Here is a 20,567-nt window from a genome sequence, read left to right as displayed (position 1 = left end):
CCCTGATATAAAAGGTCAAAATTTGTACCGCAGTATGGCTCATCAATATCGTCCTCCTCCCTGGTTGCGCAACGGTCATGTTCAGTCTGTGTGGCCGTCATTGTTCCGCAAGGTACGGGTGGAAGTTCCGGAAGCAGAAGTGCTTCCGACAGCCGACAACGATGAGCTGCACCTGGACTGGTACCGTCAGGGCAGCAATCGCTTGGCCGTTGTCTCTCACGGGTTGGAAGGGCACAGCCGACGCCCGTATGTACTGGGGCTAACAAAGGCATTGCTGGCAGAAGGCTGGGATGTTCTAGCCTGGAACTTCCGCTCCTGCGGCGGAGTAATGAACCGGCAGCCGAGGTTTTATCACAGCGGCGCCACCGAAGATCTGCGTCAAGTGGTGGATCATGGCCTGGCGCAAAACTACCAAACGGTGTTTCTTTCTGGTTTCAGTATGGGGGGCAACCTCACGCTACTGTATCTCGGTGAGCAAGGTGAGCGCGTTGACAGCAGAATCTGCGGCGCGGTGGCCTACTCAGTACCCTGCGACCTAGCGGGCAGTGCGGATATGCTGGCGCTGCCCAGCCGGAAGATTTACATGCAGCGGTTTTTGAAGGATCTTGGCGCAAAAATGGGCGAAAAAGCCCAAAAGTTTCCCGATTTAATAGATGTCTCCGATTTTGACGCAATTCGGAGTTTTCACGAATTTGATGACCGCTACACAGCGCCGCTGCACGGATTCAAGGATGCCGCGGATTACTGGGCCCAGTGTTCCGCGTTGGGCCGGCTGAAAGATATTCGGGTACCGGCCCTGATGGTTAACGCAGCGGACGATCCGTTTCTGTCACCAACGTGTTTCCCGGAGTCGCCTTCCGTGCTCGGTGCACACGTGCGCCTGGACGCGCCTAAGTGGGGTGGCCATGTCGGGTTTGTGGAACATAGCCACGACGGGCATTACTGGTCTGAGCGCCGGGCTCTCGCGTTTCTGCAGAATCTTATTCAAGGAGAGGCTTGAGCACCGGCCATACGTTCTCGAGCAGTCTGGGCTGGCCTTCGGCAGTCGGATGAATACCGTCCCCCTGCATCAGGTTCTCTTGGTCGTAGATTCCGTCTAAAAAGAAGGGAACCAGAGCGGTGTTATAGCTGTCTGAGAGCGCTGGAAAGATGTCGGCGAACATCTGCGTGTAGCGCTGGCCGTAGTTCGGGGGTATCTGCATACCAACCAGGATAGCTTGGGCGCCGGAGCTCTGAACGTTTTTAACCATAGATACAAGATTCGATTTGATCACGCCAGGGGGAAAGCCGCGAAGGCCGTCGTTACCGCCTAACTCGATAATAACCACGGAGGGATTATTTTTCTCGAGCAAGTCAGGCAACCGGCGGGCGCCGCCGTCTGTGGTTTCGCCGCTTATGCTGGCATTTACCACACGCCAGTTGCTCAGGCCGTTGTCTTGCAAGCGTTCACGCAGGAGTTGTACCCACGCTGTTTCTGAGGGTACGCCGTAGGCGGCACTGAGGCTGTCACCTACAACTAGGAGCGTTTTTTGGCCAGCCAACACAGGCACGGCAATGAACGCTACCAGAAGGAATACAATTGATCTGATGTACAGCAATACCGTATGCATAAACACCCGTAACCCTTGATAAATGAACATGCTTTTTCCGGGAGCCCCGTGAGCAACATGCAGACTACAAATCCTGACAGCCAGCGACCCATGCTGCGCGTTGAAAACCTGACCCATCGCGTGAGCCTAGAAACAGATACGCTGACGATTTTGAAGGGGGTCAGCCTTGAAATCAATCGGGGAGAATCCGTAGCCATTGTTGGCCGCTCTGGTTCCGGGAAAACCACCTTGCTGGGATTGCTTGCCGGTCTCGACACACCCACCGAAGGCACCGTTGAACTCGACGGTTCGATCATCAGCCAGCTAAGCGAAGATGAGCGGGCCAAATTGCGTGCCCACCGGGTAGGGTTTGTATTCCAGTCATTCCAACTGCTACCGGCCCTCACCGCGCTGGAAAACGTGATGCTGCCGCTGGAACTTGCGGGCATGGAGGCGCCGGAAAAACGTGCCCGGGAACTTCTTGAACGGGTAGGGCTGGGTGAGCGGCTTACCCACACGCCGCGACAGTTGTCGGGCGGCGAACAGCAGCGGGTTGCCATTGCCCGGGCGTTTGCTTCCGATCCGGCCATTCTGTTTGCAGACGAACCCACCGGCAACCTAGATAACCGCACCGGCCAGGAAATCTCAGATTTGCTGATGGCGCTGAACCAGGAGCAGGGCACCACGTTGGTTATGGTCACCCACGATGAACAGCTGGCGGCCCGGTGCGCTCGGCAGTTCAATATTGAAGCAGGCGAGTTAACCGAACCGGTTATCGAAATGGAGCTCGTTGACTGATGGGTGCTGCAAAAAAATTGATGTCTGTGCGCCGCGACTGGCGTGAACGCGATGTGCGTGTAGTGCTTGCGGCACTGATTATCGCGGTTGCCACGGTCGCCACTATTGCTCTGTTCGCTAGCCAGTTACAACACACGCTGGTGACTTCTGCCAGTTCCTTCTTAGCGGCAGACCGGCAACTGGAATCGGAAAATGGCCAACCTGTGCCTGAGCCATGGATCACCGAGGCGGTGGAGCGTGGGCTGGAAACCGGCCGCATGGTTGAGTTCTCCACCATGGTGTTTGGCAGCGATGCGTTTCAGCTTGTATCCGTGAAAGCTGTGAGCAACGAATACCCCTTGCGCGGGGAACTCGAAATCCAGGGGGATTCCGAAGGCTCCCGGTTACAGGTGCAACACGGGCCGGCCCCCAGTGAAGTTTGGATTAATCCGAGGCTTTTAAAGCTGCTGGATATCCGCATGGGTGACACGCTGGAAGTAGGCAGCCGCAACCTGACGGTATCCGGTTTGCTGCTCCGCGAGCCAGATGGCGGGTTCAGCCTCTCCGCACTCGCGCCCCGGGTGATGATGCACGTGGATGACGTGGCGTCTACTGGCGTTATCAAAGAGGGCAGTCGAGTAGAGTACGTTTATCTGTTTGCGGGCGATGAAGCGGTGCTTGAGGGCTACTACCAGTGGTTGCAGCCGCAGCTCGGGCCCAGCCACGAATGGGAAGGCGTTCGCGATGGCGAAACCTTTTCACGTTCTCTGGATCGCGCTGAAAGCTTCTTGTTGCTGGGGGGTAGTTTAGCGGTGTTGCTAGCCGCCGTGGCGGTCGCTGTTGCCAGCCGACAGTATGCGTTATCCCAGCGCGACACCGTTGCATTGCTCAAAACCCTGGGCCTCGGCAGCTCTGGAATTGGGCAGCTTTATCTGAAACGCCTCGCACTTTGGGGCGTGACCGGTATGGTGGGTGGCCTTTTGGTTGCCGTGCCGCTGTTTTGGGTGCTCACCCAGCTGTTGAGTGAGGCGCTGGACAGGCCGGTAGAGTTTCAGCTGGATCCATTGGCACTTACACCGGCGCTTCTTACTGCGGTGGTTTCACTGTTTGCTTTCGCCTACCCGCCCATCCGGCGCTTAAGAAACGTCCCTGCAATGCGCGTGTTACGCAGCCAGCCTGGCGAAACAGGCCGAGAAGCTCTACCGGATGTGCTGATCGCCATTGTGGCAGTGTTCGGACTGGTTTGGCTGTATGCGGGCGAACTGTCATTGGTGGTTTCCCTGTTGGGCGGCTTGGCGCTTTTGCTCGGCGCCTTGGGCCTCTTGGGCGGGATTCTGATAGCCGCATTACGAAAGGTGAGAGGTGGTGGGCATTCCTGGCGCTTGGCCTTGGTAGGGCTTTATCGCCACCGCCGGGCCAGCCTGTCGCAGATTGCAGTTTTTGCCATGACATTGATGCTGGCAACGACTCTAATTCTGGTTCGCACGTCCTTGTTAGACGACTGGCAGGCGCAGCTTCCTGACGACGCACCCAATCACTTCCTGATCAACATAGCGCCAGATGCGGTGGATGAAGTTGCAGGCTTCTGGCAAGAGCGCGGCCAGCCGCTGGATCAGCTTTACCCCATGGTGCGTGGCCGGCTGACAGAACTGAACGGCCAGCCAGTAAAAGAAGTGGTGAGCAAAGACCAGAGAGTGGGCGCGCTTAACCGGGAATTGAACCTCACTTGGATGCCCACGCTCCCCGAGGACAATGAAATTGTCGAGGGTAGCTGGTTTAAGGATGGCGAGAAAGCAGGCGTATCCGTGGAGTCTGAGCTGGCGGGCAAGCTTGGCCTGGCCCTAGGTGATGAACTCACATTTACCATCGGTTCCGACAAGGTCACCGAAACCGTTACCAGTACTCGCACGGTTCAGTGGGACAGCATGAAGCCCAATTTCTACATGGCCTTCCCACCGGGAGGTGGCCTTACGGATATGCCAGCCACCTGGATAACCAGCTTTTACCTGCCACGAGACCAAAAAAGCGCGCTGAACGAGTTCTCACGGCGTTTCCCGACGGTTTCGTTGCTGGAAATCGATAACATTATCGAGCGCATACAGGAGATCGTGCGGCAGGTTACCCAAGCCATAGAAGCCATTCTTGTACTGATATTAGCGGCGGCGCTTGTAGTGATGGCCGCGGTTGTTAGTGCCACGCTTCAGGATCGCCAGAGGGAAGGAGCGCTGCTGCGCACGCTTGGCGGTCGCCAGAGCTTGCTGGTACGAAGCACCATGCTGGAGTTTGCTTTGCTTGGGGGCTTTGCCGGGTTTTTGGGTGTTGCATCTGCCGAGGCGGCAGTCTGGGCTTTGCAGTTCCGGATGTTTGAAGGGGAGTTCAGCTGGCACTGGCAGGTTGTGTTGCCTATACCTATCATCAGCGCAGTGGTACTGGCGTTGTTTGGGCGCTGGCAGCTTAGGCCGGTGCTGAGTGTATCGCCCATGCTTCTATTGCGGCGGCTCGAATAAAGCGGAATTGTGGGTAGGCAGCTACAGCTGCTTACCGGTAGTTCGCGAGGATGGCTTCCAGTTCGCCGTTCTCGCGAATGCGCGCAACATCACCCGAAAGCCGTAGGAGCTCATGCCTCCGGAAGATACCGTAAACTGGTCCCGCAACCCTTCGTTTTTAAGAATCCATTTACCCACGAGCAAGTCCACCACAGCTGCGTCAAAGCGGTCACCGTGAAGTAAAAAACGAAAGATGTCCCTATCTTGGGAAACGTCAAAACGCTTTATGTCACCGGATTCAAAGTGCGGTTGCAGCTCCGGATACAGATAGCCTAAGTGAGTGACTACTGTTTTTGAAAAGAGCTCTTCGGGAGAGTGGTATGTCTGGCCTGTGTGTTTCGGTGTGAAAAACACTTCTTGAACCTCGACCACAGGCTCTGTGAACAGGAAATTCTCCGGCTCGTGCGTCCACGCTATTGCCCGGGAAGTGCCGTCTATATAGCCATCCAACAACATCTGATCCACGCGCTTGTGCGGGATTTTTTTAGCAACAGTTTGGTATCCAAGGCGTTCCGAAATCAGCGAAACAACGTCCCACATAATGCCAGTGGGCGCTTCCTGATCCACAATCATGTAGGGCGGGTAGCCGTTGGGCGAAATGTTGAAGCGGAACACTTTTCGATCGCTTGCGGGGGCTGCACTTGTGCTAAATGCAAAGGCGAAAAGAAAGGGCATGCAAACAAAACGTTTTGCGAAAGCTATGAGCCAGCGATGTTTTGGATGTTTCGTCAAGAGGGACTCTTTGAGCGTAACATTTGGTTGTTAAACCCAAGGCTCGGTGCCGAACCCTGGGTCTAACTTGTAGGCGAGACTTAGGCCCAGGCGCGCTGAAGAACCGCTCGCGCGTCTTTCAGAGACACCTCTTTTGGGTTGAACATGATGGAGCCGTCGTTCAACGCCATTTCTGCAATCAAATCCAGCTGGTCTTCACTCACTTTACCTGCTTCTCTCAACGTTCGGGGCAGCTGGCAGCGCTTGTAAAGCGCATCTCTGAGTGTGCGAAGGGCTGAAATGCTGGCTTCTGCACGGCGGCTGGCGGGCGTGGCTGAGTAAACCTCTGGCCCTTCCAAGTACAGCAACAGCTCACCCAGCGGCTCGCGTATGGTTTCCAAGTTGTACTCAAGCACGTAGGGCAGGTACAGGCTCATGCACAAACCGTGGGGCAGGTGGCAGATAGCGCCGGTGGCGTGGCCAAGGGAGTGCACCAGCCCAACCATGGAATTGGAGAATGCGATGCCCGCCATGGTGGAAGCTTGCGCCAGTTCCAGCCTGCCGTCGCTGTCTTTCGGGTTGTCCATTACCTGCAACAGCGACTTGCTGACTTTCTTGATAGCCGCAGTGGCGTAAGCGTCGCTCAGCGGGTTTTTTGCAATGCAGGTGAAGGATTCGATGGCATGGGTCATGGCATCCATGGCCGTTGCAGCCGTAATGTGAGGCGGCAGCGTGAGGGTCATACGCGGGTCGATAATGGCGGCGTTAGGCAGCAGGAAAGACGAGGTAAAGGGCAGCTTTATGCCTTTGGTCTCGTCGGTAATCACGGCAATGGAGGTGACTTCTGAGCCGGTTCCCGCGGTAGTGGGCACTACAAAAAATGGCTTGAGTGCGCGCTTTAGCACACCTGCACCTACATATTTGGCAATATCAGTGCCGCCTTCGGAGACCAGTATATTGACGGCTTTGCCCGTGTCTATGGCGGAACCACCACCTACGGCAATGATGGAATCGCATTTTTCTTTGCGGTAAATAGCGGCGATATCACGCACCACCGATGTTGAAGAATCTGGCGGCACATCGTCGTAAATGCTGATGATGTCTAGGCCACTTTCCTCGCAGGCTGCAATCACTGGCTCTAGCAGGCCGGCGGCACGAACGCCCTTATCGGTCACGATCATCGGGCGCTTGGCGGCCAGCCCGCTCAGCTCATAGGGGATGTGCTCTAGGGCAGCTTTGCCGGCAATGACTTTTACCGGGCAGAAGAACTCATAGTAAGTGTTGGACATTAGGCTCTCGCTGTCTGGACAAAATGAGTGGCAACCTTCAGGTAAATCTGTGCAGCACTGATCAATTTTTCCGGGAGGTGAAGGTGTGCCGGATATTCTTTCACCGCACGCTTGGCGATAATTTTGGGTAAAATGAACGATTCTAGGCGGTTGAGTACGCGGGTCATGCGCACGGCGTAGCTCACGTCGCCGTCTACCAGCATGCGATCGTTGGCAAAAGCGACCGCGGTCTTTTCTTGAAATGACAGCACCAAAAAGGCGTGGGCAACGTGCTTGAACTTGATGGAGACATCCACCGGGCGGTGAGCTGAGTCGCCGTGATAATGGAGGCGGCCTTCACCGATATGCTCCACGATTAGCTTCGGGCCATCGGGCATCACCATCATTTCAAACAAGAACCCTTTTGGCAGGGCTTGCGCTTCTCCCTGCACCTCGCTATCAACTTCGCTAACCGCCTGCAGAGCCCGCCCCATTACCTGGAACATAAGCTCTACATACAAGCGGCGCGCCTGGGAAGCCATAGGCTGGATACGTTTCGCTAACATGACCGTCATCCGATATTGGTTATTGATATCTGATCTTTAGAGTTATTGCTCTAAAAGTCAATGTTCACGGCGACGATAAAACTGTGCTTTAACGGCAAGTCTTTGACCAGAAACGAAAAAAGGCCGAAATCTCTAGGATTTCAGCCTCCTCAGATATGCGCATCGGCGTTGTTACCGAGTGAGCGCAGTCAGTTTTCGGCGTGCTTCTTCAGCTACGTCGCCGCTGGATTCAGCCGCGGTGCTGTAATAAGCGATGGCTTCCTTGCGATTGTTCTCTTTTGCTGCAATATCCCCCAGGCGTAGGAAGGCGATTGAGGTAGGCACAACTTCATTCGCTCGAGTCAGGTTTTCTCGCGCCTTGTCCAGATTATTGAGCTGCAGTGCGGTCAGGCCGTTGTGAATGCGATACATGAACATCTCGGGGTACATGGATACCGCTTTCTCGAAATCGGCCGAGGCCTTTTCGTGTTTTTTCTGTTCCTGGTAGATACGGCCACGCAAGGAGTAAAACATGGCTTCGCGGGGCAACAGGTTGATCGCTTCGTTGACCTTTTTAAGAGCCGCGTTCATGTCGCCCTCAGAAGCAAGCTTCATGGCTTTGTCGTGGGCGTCGTAGGCAGGCTGAACCTTGCGCAGCGTAGCGGTTTTTTTCTTGTAAACATCGGCACCTCGGTAGCCACCGCCGCCTATTTTATCAACCAGTTCGCTGTTTTCGCGGACACGCTTGGCGGAAGGTGGATGTGTGGCAAAAAGACCGTCCACAAATCCTGACTGCTGGCCCTCGGAAAGCTGGAGAAAAATCTCCTGTAGCTCCACCGCGGCTTGCGGATCATAGCCGGCCTCTTTCATGTAAAGCATGCCGTAGTGGTCCGATTCCAGTTCATCGCCCTGGCCGTATTGAGCCAGAGCAAGCTGTGCGCCTACGGCAGCACCGCCCATAAGCAGGCCAGCCCACTCGTTATCTGACAGTGCAAAACCAAGGCCGGCCACGCCAGCGTTGATAAGCATTCCTTTCTGCATACGTTGAACGCTGTGGCGCGCCGCCGCGTGAACAATCTCGTGGCCGAGCACAGAGGCCAGTTGCGCCTCATCTTCAAGCTCTGTCAGCAGCCCCCGGTTAACGGCAATCTTGCCGCCGGGCAAAGCCCAAGCATTGGGCACGCCACTATTCAGCACAACAAACTCGTAGGGCAGGTCGGGCCTATCACTCACTCGGGCCAGCTTGTTACCCACTTCCCGAACGTACAGAGTCAACTCAGGATCGATGTAAAACTGCCCACCCTGAGTTTGTTGGGTGGGAGTGTATTGTTCCGCACCCATGGCGAGTTCTTGGCTCTCACCAATCAGCGAAAGCTGTTTTTCGCCAGTTACTGGGTTTACAGAACACCCGGTAAACAGCAGCATAAGTGCCATAATGGGGGCACAGCGTTGCAAGATGGCGTTTTTCACTCTCGACTCCTGTAATTGAATATCCTGACAGATATAATTACACGGCTACCGCCGGCTTGAAATACCGATGGGCCAAAACCAACACACGAAACACAGGTTTGTTCTGAATGAACGATCAAATCCGAGCCGACCGGGTTACCCGGTTTATCGAAACGCTCAATCAGGCCAGAGAACTTGGCTTGTCTGTTACCGAGACCACCGAACGCAGCCTCACTCTGTGCCTACCATACAACGACCGAATAATCGGTAACCCAGATACCGGTGTGATTCACGGCGGCGCCATAACAACGCTGATGGATACCACCTCGGGGTCTGTTTTTATCTGTGCGTTGGAAGAATTCGAACTTTGCCCCACGCTGGATCTGCGGGTGGATTACATGCGCCCAGCCGAACCGCGCAAACCCGTTTACGCCCGGGCCGAAGTCTATAAAATGACCCGTAACATCATTTTTACCCGGTGCGAAGCCTATCAAGAAGGCGGCGAAACCGTGGCCAACTGCGTGGCCACCTTTATGCGCATCGGCCCCGAAGCCCTGCCAAAAGCCTACCGCGAAAAAATCACCGGAGGTCCGGTATGACCGACCCAGAAATCCTGCACTACACCCGCGATACCGGTGATTTCTCCCGGCTGATACAAAGCATTCCCTATGCAGGCTTCATTGGTTTGGAGTGCGACCAGTTCGGCGACGACCTTATCTTCCGCCTGCCGGCAAAAGACCGAAACCTAGGTAACCCAGTATTGCCCGCGATTCACGGCGGCGTCATCGGCGGCTTCATGGAGCTTTCTGCCGCGATCTACCTAATGCTCGCCCAAGAAAGCACCCGCATGCCTAGAATCGTCAACTTTTCCCTGGACTACCTACGCGCCGGCCTCGACCGAGAAACCTACGCAGAGTGCCAGCTAACCCGCCAGGGAAACCGGGTGGCAAACGTAATGATCACCGCCTGGCAAAAATCCCGAACCAAACCCATCTCCACCGCAAGAGCACACTTCCTGCTAGAAGACTGATCTCGTTCGCGTGCCGGGGCTTGAAATGTCCCTGCACGCCCCCACTTTTGCTGCATGACTAATCCCCTCACATGCTCAAAGCAGGAGAGACAATTAAAATGACGGTTGAATCGCAAAAAGAGACGTTAGGCTTTCAGACCGAAGTGAAACAGCTACTTCAGCTGATGGTCCATTCCCTGTACTCAAATAAAGAAATCTTCCTCCGAGAGCTGATATCCAACGCCTCCGATGCCGAAGATAAATTGCGCTTTGCCGCCCTGAAAGACAACGCCCTATACGAAGGCGAGTCCGAACTACAGATCCGTCTCGACTTCGACAAAGAAGCCAACATCATCACCCTGGCCGATAACGGCATCGGCATGACCCGTGACGACGTTGTACAGAACCTAGGCACTATTGCCCGCTCGGGCACCGCAGAATTTCTCCAGCAGCTCTCCGGCGACGAAAAGAAAGACAGCAAACTTATCGGCCAGTTTGGTGTGGGCTTCTACTCTTCGTTTATCGTTGCCGACAAAGTGGATGTGTTCACCCGCCGCGCAGGCGCGCCAGTTGAAGAGGGCGTGCATTGGCAGTCCTCAGGTGACGGCGAATTCACCATTGAGCAGGTTGTCCGCGAAAAGCGCGGCACCGAGATTGTTATCCATCTCAAAGAAGAAGCCAGCGATTTTGCCGACGGCTTCCGCCTGCGCAACCTGGTGAAGAAGTACTCTGATCACATCTCCTTCCCAGTGATCATGAAATCTGAGCCGACGGAAGAAGGCGAAGAGAGCAAAGACGAAACCGTTAACGACGCAACCGCGCTGTGGACTTTGCCCCGTACCGAGATAAAGGACGAGGAATACAAAGAGTTCTACAAGCACATTGCTCACGATTTTGAAGATCCGTTGATCTGGTCTCACAACAAGGTTGAAGGCAAGCTCGACTACACCAGCCTGCTGTATATACCAGCCCGTGCGCCGTTTGATATGTACAACCGCGATGCGCCCCGTGGCCTGAAGCTGTACGTACATCGCGTGTTCATCATGGACGACGCCGAACAGTTCTTGCCGCTGTACCTGCGTTTCGCCAAGGGTGTAGTCGATTCCAGCGATCTGTCCCTGAACGTGTCCCGCGAGATTCTGCAGAACGATGCGACCGTGGATAGCATTCGCACCGCGCTTACCAAGCGTGTGCTGGACATGCTGTCGAAGCTGTCCAAGAAAGATGCAGACGAGTACCAGAAATTCTGGGGCGAGTTTGGCACCGTTCTTAAGGAAGGCGCGGCGGAAGACTTTAGCAATCGCGAGAAAATCGGCGGCCTGCTGCGTTTCGCCTCCACACACACAGGTGAGAGCATTCAAAACGTATCTCTGGACCAGTACATCGAGCGGATGAAAGAAGGTCAGAACAAGGTCTACTTCATTACTGCTGATAACTTTATGGCCGCCAAGAGCAGCCCGCACCTGGAAGTCTTCCGCAAGAAAGGCATCGAGGTTCTGATTCTCTCCGATCGTATCGACGAGTGGATGACGGGCTACTTGACCGAGTATGACAGCAAGCAACTCCAGGACGTTGCCCGTGGTGATCTTGATCTTGGCGAGGTGGAAACCGAGGAAGACAAGAAGCACAAGGAAGAAGCCGCGGAAGAGCACAAAGGCCTGCTCGAACGCATCAAAGCAACACTCAGTGACCGGGTTCAGGAAGTGCGGGTAACCAACCGCCTCACGGATTCACCGGCGTGCTTGGTAACGGCCGACTTTGATATGGGTGCTCAGATGAAGAAGATCATGGAAGCGGCGGGCCAGAAGGTTCCGGACAGCAAGCCGATCTTTGAAATCAACGTGGACCACCCGCTGGTTCAGCGCCTAGAAAGTGAGAAGGGCGATGAGCGCTTTAACGAGCTCTCTGCGGTTCTTCTGGACCAGGCCACACTGGCCAGCGGCGAGCAACTGCAGGATCCGGGCGCGTACGTAACCCGCCTGAACCGTCTGTTGCTGGAACTGGCTAACTAAGCTCTATGCACCAGATTATTGTGGACATAAGCATCAGCCCTGAAGAGTGGATAAAGCTCTATCAGGGCGTTGCTGTCGATGTTCGCACTAAGGCCCGGGACGGGCGTTCCGTCTGTTTTCCGGCCCGAATTCTTTCCCGTTTTTATCTCCTGGACGGTGTGCGGGGTAGCTTCCGCATTCTGTTCGACGATTCCGGCAAGTTCTCCTCTATCGAAAGGCTTTGAGCCATTTTGTTCTCAAATATGGCTCGATATCGATAACCAAAACCTTTCAGGTCTTTATTTTTAATTAATTGTTTCTGTATGACTCAGGGGATTAACCTCATTTGGTAGAAGATGATTTTTGCTAATGATGCAGGAAAAGGAGAATACGATGTCTGAGAACAATACGGGTGGCAAATGCCCCGTGATGCACGGTGCTACGTCTACCGGAAACCGCAGTGTCATGAATTGGTGGCCAGAGGGTCTCAACCTCGACATCCTGCACCAGCACGATCGCAAGACCAACCCGCTTGGCGAAGACTTTGATTATCGTGAAGAGGTTAAAAGTCTCGACTTTGAAGGAATCAAAAAAGATCTCCACGCACTGATGACAGACAGCCAAGATTGGTGGCCGGCAGACTGGGGTCACTATGGTGGGCTGATGATCCGTATGGCCTGGCACTCAGCGGGCACCTACCGCATTGCGGACGGCCGTGGCGGCGGTGGCACCGGAAACCAGCGGTTTGCACCGATCAGCTCCTGGCCGGATAACGTCAGCGTAGATAAGGCCCGCCGTTTGCTGTGGCCGGTCAAGAAGAAGTATGGCAACAAAATTAGCTGGGCTGACCTGATTATTCTGGCCGGCACAGTAGCCTATGAATCCATGGGCCTGCCTTCTTACGGCTTCTCTTTCGGCCGGGAAGACATCTGGCACCCGGAAAAAGACATCTACTGGGGCGCTGAGAAAGAATGGCTGGCGCCATCGGACGAGCGTTACGAAGACGTTGACAAGCCCGACACCATGGAAAACCCACTGGCAGCCGCGCAGATGGGTCTGATCTATGTGAACCCAGAAGGCGTGAATGGCCAGCCAGATCCGCTTAAAACAGGTGAGCAGATACGAGTAACCTTTGCCCGTATGGCGATGGACGATGAAGAAACTGCAGCCCTGACTGCTGGCGGACACACCGTTGGCAAGTGTCACGGTAATGGCGATGCCAGCGCGCTTGGCGCGGTGCCTGAAGCTGCCGATGTGGAAGACCAAGGCATGGGCTGGAGCAACCCCAACATGCAGGGCAAGGCCAGCATGGCAGTGTCTTCGGGCATTGAAGGCGCTTGGACCACACACCCAACCAAGTTTGACATGGGCTATTTCGACCTGCTGTTTGGCTATGAGTGGGAGCTGAAGAAGAGCCCGGCCGGTGCCTGGCAGTGGGAACCCATTGACATGGAGGAAGAGGTGAAGCCGGTGGATGCCAGCGATCCCTCAGTTCACCGGAATCCGATTATGACCGATGCGGACATGGCCATGAAGATGGATCCGAAGTACCGGGCCATCTGTGAGAAATTCATGGCCGACCCCGAGTACTTCAGGGACTGCTTCGCCAGTGCCTGGTTCAAGCTGACTCACCGCGATCTGGGGCCGAAAGCTCGTTATATTGGCCCGGAAGTACCGGCCGGAGACCTGATCTGGCAGGACCCCGTTCCAGCGGGTAACACGGAATACTGCGAAGAAGTGGTTAAGGCAAAGGTTGCCGAAAGTGGCCTGAGCATTGGCGACATGGTCAGCACCGCGTGGGACAGCGCACGCACCTACCGTGGCTCCGATATTCGCGGCGGTGCCAACGGTGCCCGCATCCGCCTAGCTCCGCAAAAAGACTGGGAAGGTAACGAGCCTGCGCGTCTGGCCAAGGTTTTGAAGGTGTACGAGCAGATTTCTGCTGACACCGGTGCCAGCGTGGCAGATGTGATTGTTCTGGCGGGTAGTGTGGGTATCGAGCAGGCTGCAAAAGCCGCCGGCCACACCATTCGCGTTCCGTTCCTGAAGGGCCGCGGCGATACCACTGACGAGATGACCGATGCGGCATCTTTCGAACCGCTGGAACCGGTAGCAGATGCCTTCCGTAACTGGCTGAAGGAAGATTATGTAGTCAAACCGGAAGAGCTGTTGCTCGACCGTGCTCAGTTGATGGGCCTTACTGCACCGGAAATGACCGTTCTGATAGGTGGTATGCGTGTGCTTGGCACCAACTATGAGGGTGCCAAGCTCGGCATTTTAAGCGACCGTGAAGGCCAGCTGACGAATGACTTCTTCGTTAACCTGACCGACATGGGCAATACCTGGAAGCCTGCGGGTAACAATCTCTATGAGATTCGCGACCGCAAGACCGACCAGGTTAAGTGGACCGCGAGCCGCGTGGACCTAGTGTTCGGTTCTAACTCCATCCTGCGCTCATACGCTGAAGTGTATGCCCAGGACGACAACCAGGAGAAGTTCGTGAAGGACTTTGTTGCTACCTGGGCCAAGGTCATGAACGCTGACCGTTTCGATATACAGAAGTAAGCCGATAGCAACAGGCCGAACGCTCTCATAGGAGTGCACATAAGAGAGCGTTCGGCTACCAACTTTCCGCTAAATTCCTTACAATCCGCTCCGCCTGATTTTTGATCAGCTGCATTTTCTTTTTTCTTTCAGTTTCTGGAGCCTTCATGCGAATCATCCTTGCCCCGATGGAAGGGCTGGTCGACGCACCTATCCGTGAAACCCTGACCAAAGTCGGCGGTATTGACCGGTGCGTAACCGAGTTCATTCGCGTGACTCACGGCATGTTGCCGCCCCGGATTTTTTACAAGTATGCGCCCGAGCTTAATAACCGGTCCCTCACTCAGGTGGGTACGCCCGTGGCTGTTCAGCTTTTGGGATCGGACCCCGAAATGATGGGTCGTCACGGGCTGAGGGCGGTGGAGCTGGGCGCCACTCAGGTGGATATCAATTTCGGTTGTCCTGCCAAAACAGTGAACAAGCACAAGGGTGGATGTGTGCTGATGCGGGAGCCGGAGTTGATGCATGAGATTGTAGCGGCGGTACGTAAAGCCGTTCCCGCACATGTTCCGGTAACAGCGAAGATGCGCTTAGGGTATGACGATCGCTCTATGGGTGTCGCCTGCGCTCAAGCGCTGGAAGCGGCCGGAGCAGAAGAAATTGTTATTCATGCGCGCAGTAAGGTGGATGGCTACAAACCGCCGGCGTACTGGGAAGAAATCGCCAAGGCCCGGGAAGCGGTGAAGGCCAAAGTGATCGCCAACGGCGAGATCTGGACCGTGGCAGATTACTGGCGTTGCCGTGAGGTTTCCGGTTGTGAGGATGTGATGATCGGCCGGGGCCTGATTGCGCGGCCAGACTTGGCGCGACAGATCAAAGCCAGCCAGCAGGATGTACAGGTTGAAGATATGACTTGGCTAGAAGCGGTGGTACTGGTGAAAGAATACGCCGGAGTGCTTCAAGGTTGGCTGGAAGACAAGTACGTGACCGGTCGCATTAAACAGTGGCTGAACTTGCTACGGCGGGGGTTTCCAGAAGCGGAAGCTCTGTGGCCCCAAGCCCGCAAAATTCGTGAGGTTGCGCCCATGCTGACGTGCCTTGAACAGGCTGTACCCGCTTCAGTTGTTGCTTCCGGGGCTGCCGTTCAGGCAGCCTGATCTCCCTCAGGTTTCCATATCGGAAGTATACTGGCCTTTTGTTGCGGCACTGTTTAAACGTGCCCGCTTGAGCATGGCGGATTGGGTGTCTGAACGATTGCTCAGGTTTCCGGCCCATGCTTTTTGTGCGGGTTCTTGCAGCGCGCGGCCGTAGGAAAAGCTCAGGTGCCAAGGAAGCTGCCCCAGGCTGTTCAGGGCGTTCAGGTTGAGCGTGGCTTCTTCAGGCGTTTGCCCGCCCGAAAGAAAGCTGATACCTGGAACCGCCGCAGGCACAATTTTGCGGAATACCCGCAACGTGGCTTCCGCCACTTCCTCCGGCGATGCCTTCGCACATTCCTTGCCAGGGGTTACCATGCTGGGTTTCAGAATCATCGTTTCCAGTTGCACGCTGTGACGGCGAAGTGCGTTGAAAACCTCTGTAATGACCGCTTCGTTCACTTCCGCAGACCGTTCGATGGTGTGATCGCCATCAATTAAAACCTCTGGCTCCACAATCGGTACAATGCCCATGGATTGGCAGAGTGCGGCGTACCTGGCTAACATTTCAGCGTTGGCTTCCATCGCCGCGCGTGAAGGCAAGGTGTTAGAAATGTTGTACACACCGCGCCACTTGGCAAAGCGGGCACCCTGGTTTTTGTAGACTTCCAATCGGTCGTCTAGGCCGTCTAAGCCATAGGTTATTTCATCACCGGGGGCGTTGGTCAGGGGCTTCTTTCCCTTGTCTACCTTAATGCCTGGCACAATACCCTGACTTTCCAGCAGCTTTGCCATCGGCACGTTATCCAGACTTTTCTGGCCAAGGGTTTCCTCAAAAAGAATCACACCACTGATGAACTCCCCAATCCCCGGCGTGGAGAAAATCAGGCTGCGGTATTCCCGGCGCTTATCTTCTGTGGGTTCAACATCAACAGCGTTGAAACGCTTGGCGATGGTGGGGTCACTTTCATCGGCCGCAAGAATGCCTCTGCCTGGCTGAACAAGCTCCTGAATCGTTGAAAGCAGTTCGCTTTGAGTAGTCATGCTGGCTCCTTTATTAGGTGTGTCATGGCGTATTGCTTTGGGCTATCGCAGCTGGCTGTCTTTACTGCCTCGGCGGTTGATGCCACCTGAAGCCGTGTCCTGCTTTTCCAGCTCTGCTTGGCAGGTTACGCACAGGCGAACACCGGGAATGGCTTTGCGCCGCGCTTCCGGAATAGGGCAGTCGCATTCTTCACAGAATTCCGCGCTTTCACCTGTGCTCAACCGGCTACGAGCCTCGGCAACGGCATCTTCCACACTTGCATCAATCTGATCCTGCACAGCCCCATCGCGGGCCCATCCACCAGCCATAATGTTGCTCCTGCGAAACGCTTAACCTATCGTATGCCCATAGCATACCAAAGCCATAGTGATCGGGCTAAGGTGGCGTTCCGTAAATGATGTGGTGTGAATTTTCGACCCCCAGCTAAACGATCCTCGATTATAAAAGGAACCAGAATGCTTTCAAAAACAAACTCATCCCGCCGTGGCGGAAAATGGCCGTTGGTTACCGCCTTGCTTAGTGTGATTGTGCTGATAACAGCAGCGATGCTGATGGTTGGTTCCGGGGTAGCCTACAAGGCTGAGTGGATAGGATTAGGCACGTCTTTCACATGGCTGCGCCAGGGTGCGCAACTTTCGGTAGCTGCCGCCGCGGCAGGCCTGATAGCACTGGTTGTTGGTGGAATCTGCCGCCGGTGGCGTCCGGCACTCACCGGTGCACTCGTGAGCTTGGCGGTGGTCGCAATGATCGCCATGCCCATGCAGCTGAAACAGCGAGCCCAAAGCGTACCTCCCATCCACGATATCACCACTGACATGGAAAACCCTCCCGAATTTAAGGCGTTAGCCGCGGCTCGTGAGGAAGCGCCTAATGCAGTGGACTACCCCGGAGAAGACACGGCGCGCCAGCAACGTGCAGGCTATCCGCAATTAAAATCGATCGTTCTCAATATGCAGCTGGCAGACGCGATGGACGCCGCCACAGCAACTGTTCAGAAGCGTGGCTGGGAGGTTGCAGAAACCACCGAGAGCACCATCGAAGCGACGGCGACCACGCGTTGGTTCGGTTTCAAAGATGACGTAGTGATCCGCATGACTGAGACGGGAACCGGCGTGCAAGTTGATATGCGTTCCGCCTCAAGGGTAGGGAAGAGCGACGTAGGCACCAATGCCGAGCGGATTCAGGCGTTTTTGGAGGACCTGGCGAGCCGGCGAGTCGTTGTTAATGCACAACATGGGTATACTCTGAAGGTATAGGATTTTGCCGCTTCTTTTCATAGGCTGGCAGAGGGGGGTTGACCCAGGACGGGGAAGGAAAACTAAATTTAGTCGGCGTATGGAAACACACGGGTTTAGCTACTCACACGTTAAACCAGAGCATACCGACTACCTTGAACGGCCGTTCAAGGGACATATATTGAGGTTTTGGCGGGGCGATGTGCAGAGTTTTCCGACCATCCTTTAAGGTCACCCCAAGGTTAGGATAGCAAAGCAAATAGCAACGCCCATTATGAATTAATCGCAACACAGGAATCATTGCCAAACGACGAGCCCTGTGACAAATTGAAAACCGATGTAACGGATTGTTGTAGGAACGACAATCCGGATATTCCTTTCATTTTGGCGGTGTTCTATTTTATGCACGGCCCTTTTAAGGCGAGGAGCGAGTTATGAATAATGACATCATTGAAGGTAACTGGAAGCAACTCAAAGGTAAGGTACGCGAGAATTGGGGCAAGTTAACAGACGACGATGTAGACGAAATCGCCGGCCGCCGCGACCACTTTGTTGGCAAAGTTCAAGAGAAGTACGGCATGAAAAAAGATGAAGCTGAGAAAGAATGGGAAAAGATTTCTGACTTCTAAGTATTTATAGCCGTTACGGTATAAACAAACCGGCGCCCGCTTTCATGCAGGCGCCGGTTTTTTTGGATTACACCAATACTTGACGAGTGTTAGCAATGTAGTGATGAACCTGTCGCTCAATTTCAGGCTCAACCATATTTTCTGGGCGGCGATCGTTTGGGCAGGGCATACTTGGTGTTGTGCCGAACAATCGGCAGACCAAAGGACGCTCCCCGTAAACAGTGCAACCATTAGGGCCAAGGTGTACGCAACTCAGGTCATTTAGCGCCGCTTCATGTTCGGCGTCAGTTTTCACCGGCAGGCGCGACATTTCTTCTGAAGACGTGGTTACCGGACCGCAGCAATCGTGACAACCTTTCACACACTCGAACGTTGGAATGCGCTCGCGCAGTCTCGCGATAATATCTCGATTTTTATACATGTATACCCACCATCTGTGCAGCTGACTACAATCAGTTCTCTACACACAATTCACTATAATGTAGCTACTTCTTTAAAATTTCAGTGCAATATAAAACGCCAAAGCAGCGGGCGGCGAAACCGACCCGCTGCTTTGGGCGTTATGTGCTATCGCTTAAAGTGGAACCACTTTATTTGCACACGGGCCTTTTTGACCTTCGCCAACTTCGAATTCAACAGCTTGGCCGTCATTCAATGTTGCGAATCCGCCGTCTGCTTGAATTTCAGAATAATGAACAAACAAATCCTTGCTTCCGTCTTCTGGAGTAATAAAGCCAAAGCCTTTATCTGGATTAAACCACTTAACTGTACCCTTACTCATAGCGTTCTCTTTATATTGTGGTGAAAAATATAATTCTGTTTTAGCTATCACCATTACAAAAACAGACCTTGAATCGCGTTATGCACAAACTCGCCTGACCCAGTTTTTAGAAACCGGTCAGTTTTTCTTCTCAAGTGCTTCCTTAAGGCCGGCAAACGGATTGTGCGTAGCCGCTTCTCGCCTTTTCTCCGAACTGCCACCGTAGCGCACGAAATCTTCAAACTTACTGTGCTCTTCATCGTGACAGTACACGCACAATAACTCCCAGTTACTGCCATCGGAGGGATTATTGTCGTGATCATGATCAACATGGTGCACGGTTAGCTCCCGCAAATTTATGCGGGTAAACTCGCGGGCGCAACGCCCGCACACCCACGGGTATATTTTCAGGGCGCGTTCACGATAACCGCCTTCGCGTTTCGCGATGTACTCACGCTGCTCAGCCAGTAACTTATCCAGCTTGCTTGTGTCGCCGACGTTCTGGCTCACGAGTGTTCCCTTCCGTGTGATGTTCTCAATTCAGTGTTCTCCAGTGAGGTACCTTAAGCATAGTCACCCTCCGTGGCTATCAATAACTTTTTACCGCTCGATTATACCGCCGGCGAGACCCCCGTGGATTCAGCGGGCTGAAGGGAGGTGCCTCCCAGCATGTTTTCAACCACTGCCGCATTATAGAAGGCTTCCATCGTGTGGATCTTGTCGTCCCGCACACGAAACCAGACGGCAAGCCGCACATCCCCAATCGGTTCAAAGTTGGTCTGATAATCCAGGATCGCGAACACGTGCTCACCGTCGGCACTGAGCTGACGGAGAATTAGGTTTTTCTGGATGGCGGCCATACCGAATTGATAGGACATTATGTCATCCGGGCTAAGAAAGCGCATATTCGGCCCGACATATTCAAACCCTTCAGCAACCAACAAGGTTTTTGCCTCATCAAAACGCTGGGCATGGATGTCAGCGATAAACTGCTCCACGATGGTTTTCGGCTGCATTATTAGACTCCACTTCTAATACGGGGATGATTTGAATGCCCTGTATACCAAAAAAAGACAGACAACACATGTGTATGTGCGCGCCGATAGGTAAATTCGGGAATCCCGGAGATGTTGTATTGCTGAATTATTTGCTATGTTGCGACGCAGGATAGGATTCATTAAAAATCCGACGTGTTAGCGGGAGAGATCGAATCGCACAACTGTGTGGTCGGCGCCGAAGGAGCAACTGCCCCGGAAACTCTCAGGCAAAAGGACCGTTAACATGACGACTTTCCGAAGAGCTGTCGGCGACTGCGTTAGCCGGCACACCGAAGGAG

The 20,567-nt window shown here is 54.3% G+C and carries 22 protein-coding genes and 1 riboswitch; of the genes, 11 read left to right on the top strand and 11 right to left on the bottom strand.

The window, feature by feature from the left end; all coding sequences use genetic code 11:
• Positions 1–34 precede the first annotated feature (34 nt).
• The gene (locus CPH80_RS07175) at positions 35–1,000 is read left to right on the top strand and encodes a YheT family hydrolase (protein ID WP_096281470.1); all 966 of its coding nucleotides are present in this window, start codon (positions 35–37) and stop codon (positions 998–1,000) included.
• Here the strand turns inward: CPH80_RS07175 and CPH80_RS07170 are convergent.
• Complete coding sequence (locus CPH80_RS07170) at positions 981–1,610, bottom strand: arylesterase (RefSeq protein WP_096281468.1); 630 nt, start codon at positions 1,608–1,610, stop codon at positions 981–983. The genes CPH80_RS07175 and CPH80_RS07170 overlap by 20 nt on opposite strands.
• A 57-nt stretch (positions 1,611–1,667) precedes the next feature.
• Between CPH80_RS07170 and CPH80_RS07165 the strand changes: the two genes are divergently transcribed.
• On the top strand, positions 1,668–2,387 hold the full coding sequence (locus tag CPH80_RS07165; RefSeq protein WP_096276470.1) for an ABC transporter ATP-binding protein: 720 nt from the start codon (positions 1,668–1,670) through the stop codon (positions 2,385–2,387).
• Positions 2,387–4,873 carry an ABC transporter permease gene (locus CPH80_RS07160; protein ID WP_096276468.1) on the top strand — a complete coding sequence of 829 codons (2,487 nt, stop codon included), beginning with the start codon at positions 2,387–2,389 and terminating at the stop codon, positions 4,871–4,873. Before CPH80_RS07165 ends, CPH80_RS07160 begins: the two co-directional genes overlap by 1 nt.
• A gap of 21 nt (positions 4,874–4,894) precedes the next feature.
• On the opposite strand, the gene CPH80_RS07155 is transcribed toward CPH80_RS07160, so the two are convergent.
• From CPH80_RS07155 to CPH80_RS07140, 4 genes are all read right to left on the bottom strand, one after another.
• Positions 4,895–5,587, bottom strand: coding sequence for a substrate-binding periplasmic protein (locus CPH80_RS07155; protein WP_227520393.1), 693 nt, complete (start codon positions 5,585–5,587; stop codon positions 4,895–4,897).
• A 137-nt stretch (positions 5,588–5,724) separates the two neighbouring features.
• Positions 5,725–6,912, bottom strand: coding sequence for an iron-containing alcohol dehydrogenase (locus CPH80_RS07150; RefSeq protein WP_096276466.1), 1,188 nt, complete (start codon positions 6,910–6,912; stop codon positions 5,725–5,727).
• Positions 6,912–7,457, bottom strand: coding sequence for a hypothetical protein (locus CPH80_RS07145; RefSeq protein ID WP_096276465.1), 546 nt, complete (start codon positions 7,455–7,457; stop codon positions 6,912–6,914). The genes CPH80_RS07150 and CPH80_RS07145 overlap by 1 nt, the downstream gene beginning before the upstream one ends.
• Before the next feature lie 171 nt (positions 7,458–7,628).
• Positions 7,629–8,870, bottom strand: coding sequence for a M48 family metalloprotease (locus CPH80_RS07140; protein WP_096281466.1), 1,242 nt, complete (start codon positions 8,868–8,870; stop codon positions 7,629–7,631).
• A 143-nt stretch (positions 8,871–9,013) separates the two neighbouring features.
• On the opposite strand from CPH80_RS07140, the gene CPH80_RS07135 reads away from it, so the two are divergent.
• From CPH80_RS07135 to CPH80_RS07110, 6 genes are all read left to right on the top strand, one after another.
• On the top strand, positions 9,014–9,484 hold the full coding sequence (locus CPH80_RS07135; RefSeq protein WP_096276463.1) for a PaaI family thioesterase: 471 nt from the start codon (positions 9,014–9,016) through the stop codon (positions 9,482–9,484).
• The gene (locus tag CPH80_RS07130; RefSeq protein WP_096276461.1) at positions 9,481–9,915 is read left to right on the top strand and encodes a PaaI family thioesterase; all 435 of its coding nucleotides are present in this window, start codon (positions 9,481–9,483) and stop codon (positions 9,913–9,915) included. Before CPH80_RS07135 ends, CPH80_RS07130 begins: the two co-directional genes overlap by 4 nt.
• A gap of 98 nt (positions 9,916–10,013) precedes the next feature.
• Positions 10,014–11,906 carry a molecular chaperone HtpG gene (gene htpG, locus CPH80_RS07125; protein WP_096276459.1) on the top strand — a complete coding sequence of 631 codons (1,893 nt, stop codon included), beginning with the start codon at positions 10,014–10,016 and terminating at the stop codon, positions 11,904–11,906.
• Positions 11,907–11,911: 5 nt separating this feature from the next.
• Complete coding sequence (locus tag CPH80_RS07120) at positions 11,912–12,130, top strand: DUF2835 domain-containing protein (RefSeq protein WP_096276457.1); 219 nt, start codon at positions 11,912–11,914, stop codon at positions 12,128–12,130.
• 148 nt (positions 12,131–12,278) lie between these two features.
• Positions 12,279–14,450, top strand: a complete 2,172-nt coding sequence (gene katG / locus CPH80_RS07115; protein ID WP_096276455.1) for a catalase/peroxidase HPI — start codon at positions 12,279–12,281, stop codon at positions 14,448–14,450.
• Positions 14,451–14,596: 146 nt separating this feature from the next.
• On the top strand, positions 14,597–15,586 hold the full coding sequence (locus CPH80_RS07110; RefSeq protein WP_096276453.1) for a tRNA dihydrouridine synthase: 990 nt from the start codon (positions 14,597–14,599) through the stop codon (positions 15,584–15,586).
• A 6-nt stretch (positions 15,587–15,592) separates the two neighbouring features.
• Here CPH80_RS07110 and CPH80_RS07105 read toward each other — a convergent pair whose 3' ends face one another.
• Together CPH80_RS07105 and CPH80_RS07100 are read right to left on the bottom strand one after the other, a co-directional pair.
• Positions 15,593–16,606 carry a class I fructose-bisphosphate aldolase gene (locus CPH80_RS07105; protein WP_096276451.1) on the bottom strand — a complete coding sequence of 338 codons (1,014 nt, stop codon included), beginning with the start codon at positions 16,604–16,606 and terminating at the stop codon, positions 15,593–15,595.
• Positions 16,607–16,648: 42 nt separating this feature from the next.
• Positions 16,649–16,915 carry a DksA/TraR family C4-type zinc finger protein gene (locus tag CPH80_RS07100; protein ID WP_096276449.1) on the bottom strand — a complete coding sequence of 89 codons (267 nt, stop codon included), beginning with the start codon at positions 16,913–16,915 and terminating at the stop codon, positions 16,649–16,651.
• Between the two features lie 147 nt (positions 16,916–17,062).
• Here CPH80_RS07100 and CPH80_RS07095 point away from each other — a divergent pair, with 147 nt between their 5' ends.
• The gene (locus CPH80_RS07095; protein WP_096276447.1) at positions 17,063–17,863 is read left to right on the top strand and encodes a DUF1499 domain-containing protein; all 801 of its coding nucleotides are present in this window, start codon (positions 17,063–17,065) and stop codon (positions 17,861–17,863) included.
• 413 nt (positions 17,864–18,276) lie between these two features.
• Positions 18,277–18,471 (top strand): CsbD family protein, encoded by a 195-nt coding sequence (locus CPH80_RS07085; protein ID WP_096276443.1) that lies wholly within the window; start codon positions 18,277–18,279, stop codon positions 18,469–18,471.
• Between the two features lie 67 nt (positions 18,472–18,538).
• Here CPH80_RS07085 and CPH80_RS07080 read toward each other — a convergent pair whose 3' ends face one another.
• The 4 genes from CPH80_RS07080 to CPH80_RS07065 all read right to left on the bottom strand — a co-directional run bounded on the left by CPH80_RS07080 (position 18,539) and on the right by CPH80_RS07065 (position 20,247).
• The gene (locus CPH80_RS07080; RefSeq protein ID WP_096276441.1) at positions 18,539–18,892 is read right to left on the bottom strand and encodes a YkgJ family cysteine cluster protein; all 354 of its coding nucleotides are present in this window, start codon (positions 18,890–18,892) and stop codon (positions 18,539–18,541) included.
• A gap of 153 nt (positions 18,893–19,045) precedes the next feature.
• Positions 19,046–19,252 carry a cold-shock protein gene (locus tag CPH80_RS07075; RefSeq protein ID WP_096276439.1) on the bottom strand — a complete coding sequence of 69 codons (207 nt, stop codon included), beginning with the start codon at positions 19,250–19,252 and terminating at the stop codon, positions 19,046–19,048.
• A 117-nt stretch (positions 19,253–19,369) separates the two neighbouring features.
• Positions 19,370–19,741, bottom strand: a complete 372-nt coding sequence (locus tag CPH80_RS07070) for a YajD family HNH nuclease (RefSeq protein ID WP_096276437.1) — start codon at positions 19,739–19,741, stop codon at positions 19,370–19,372.
• Positions 19,742–19,842: 101 nt separating this feature from the next.
• A complete protein-coding gene (locus tag CPH80_RS07065) occupies positions 19,843–20,247 on the bottom strand; it encodes a nuclear transport factor 2 family protein (RefSeq protein ID WP_096276435.1) in 405 nt (134 codons plus the stop codon).
• A gap of 171 nt (positions 20,248–20,418) precedes the next feature.
• Positions 20,419–20,517, top strand: a riboswitch (glycine riboswitch).
• The last annotated feature ends 50 nt before the right edge of the window (positions 20,518–20,567 follow it).

It is taken from the genome of Marinobacter sp. LV10R510-11A, assembly GCF_900215155.1.
GTDB lineage: Bacteria > Pseudomonadota > Gammaproteobacteria > Pseudomonadales > Oleiphilaceae > Marinobacter.
The sequence above is the reverse complement of the archived record's forward strand: the minus strand, read 5'-3'. Positions and strand labels throughout refer to the sequence as shown.

Excerpts from the sequence above, each read along its gene's own strand:
- CPH80_RS07105 (WP_096276451.1), bottom strand. The coding sequence starts at position 16,606 with ATGACTACTCAAAGCGAACTGCTTTCAACGATTCAGGAGCTTGTTCAG.
- CPH80_RS07175 (WP_096281470.1), top strand. The coding sequence starts at position 35 with ATGGCTCATCAATATCGTCCTCCTCCCTGGTTGCGCAACGGTCATGTT.
- CPH80_RS07110 (WP_096276453.1), top strand. The coding sequence starts at position 14,597 with ATGCGAATCATCCTTGCCCCGATGGAAGGGCTGGTCGACGCACCTATC.
- CPH80_RS07170 (WP_096281468.1), bottom strand. The coding sequence starts at position 1,610 with ATGCATACGGTATTGCTGTACATCAGATCAATTGTATTCCTTCTGGTA.
- CPH80_RS07140 (WP_096281466.1), bottom strand. The coding sequence starts at position 8,870 with ATGGCACTTATGCTGCTGTTTACCGGGTGTTCTGTAAACCCAGTAACT.
- CPH80_RS07145 (WP_096276465.1), bottom strand. The coding sequence starts at position 7,457 with ATGTTAGCGAAACGTATCCAGCCTATGGCTTCCCAGGCGCGCCGCTTG.
- CPH80_RS07155 (WP_227520393.1), bottom strand. The coding sequence starts at position 5,587 with ATGCCCTTTCTTTTCGCCTTTGCATTTAGCACAAGTGCAGCCCCCGCA.
- CPH80_RS07130 (WP_096276461.1), top strand. The coding sequence starts at position 9,481 with ATGACCGACCCAGAAATCCTGCACTACACCCGCGATACCGGTGATTTC.
- CPH80_RS07150 (WP_096276466.1), bottom strand. The coding sequence starts at position 6,912 with ATGTCCAACACTTACTATGAGTTCTTCTGCCCGGTAAAAGTCATTGCC.
- katG (WP_096276455.1), top strand. The coding sequence starts at position 12,279 with ATGTCTGAGAACAATACGGGTGGCAAATGCCCCGTGATGCACGGTGCT.
- htpG (WP_096276459.1), top strand. The coding sequence starts at position 10,014 with ATGACGGTTGAATCGCAAAAAGAGACGTTAGGCTTTCAGACCGAAGTG.
- CPH80_RS07065 (WP_096276435.1), bottom strand. The coding sequence starts at position 20,247 with ATGCAGCCGAAAACCATCGTGGAGCAGTTTATCGCTGACATCCATGCC.
- CPH80_RS07135 (WP_096276463.1), top strand. The coding sequence starts at position 9,014 with ATGAACGATCAAATCCGAGCCGACCGGGTTACCCGGTTTATCGAAACG.
- CPH80_RS07120 (WP_096276457.1), top strand. The coding sequence starts at position 11,912 with ATGCACCAGATTATTGTGGACATAAGCATCAGCCCTGAAGAGTGGATA.
- CPH80_RS07095 (WP_096276447.1), top strand. The coding sequence starts at position 17,063 with ATGCTTTCAAAAACAAACTCATCCCGCCGTGGCGGAAAATGGCCGTTG.
- CPH80_RS07165 (WP_096276470.1), top strand. The coding sequence starts at position 1,668 with ATGCAGACTACAAATCCTGACAGCCAGCGACCCATGCTGCGCGTTGAA.
- CPH80_RS07080 (WP_096276441.1), bottom strand. The coding sequence starts at position 18,892 with ATGTATAAAAATCGAGATATTATCGCGAGACTGCGCGAGCGCATTCCA.
- CPH80_RS07085 (WP_096276443.1), top strand. The coding sequence starts at position 18,277 with ATGAATAATGACATCATTGAAGGTAACTGGAAGCAACTCAAAGGTAAG.
- CPH80_RS07075 (WP_096276439.1), bottom strand. The coding sequence starts at position 19,252 with ATGAGTAAGGGTACAGTTAAGTGGTTTAATCCAGATAAAGGCTTTGGC.
- CPH80_RS07160 (WP_096276468.1), top strand. The coding sequence starts at position 2,387 with ATGGGTGCTGCAAAAAAATTGATGTCTGTGCGCCGCGACTGGCGTGAA.
- CPH80_RS07100 (WP_096276449.1), bottom strand. The coding sequence starts at position 16,915 with ATGGCTGGTGGATGGGCCCGCGATGGGGCTGTGCAGGATCAGATTGAT.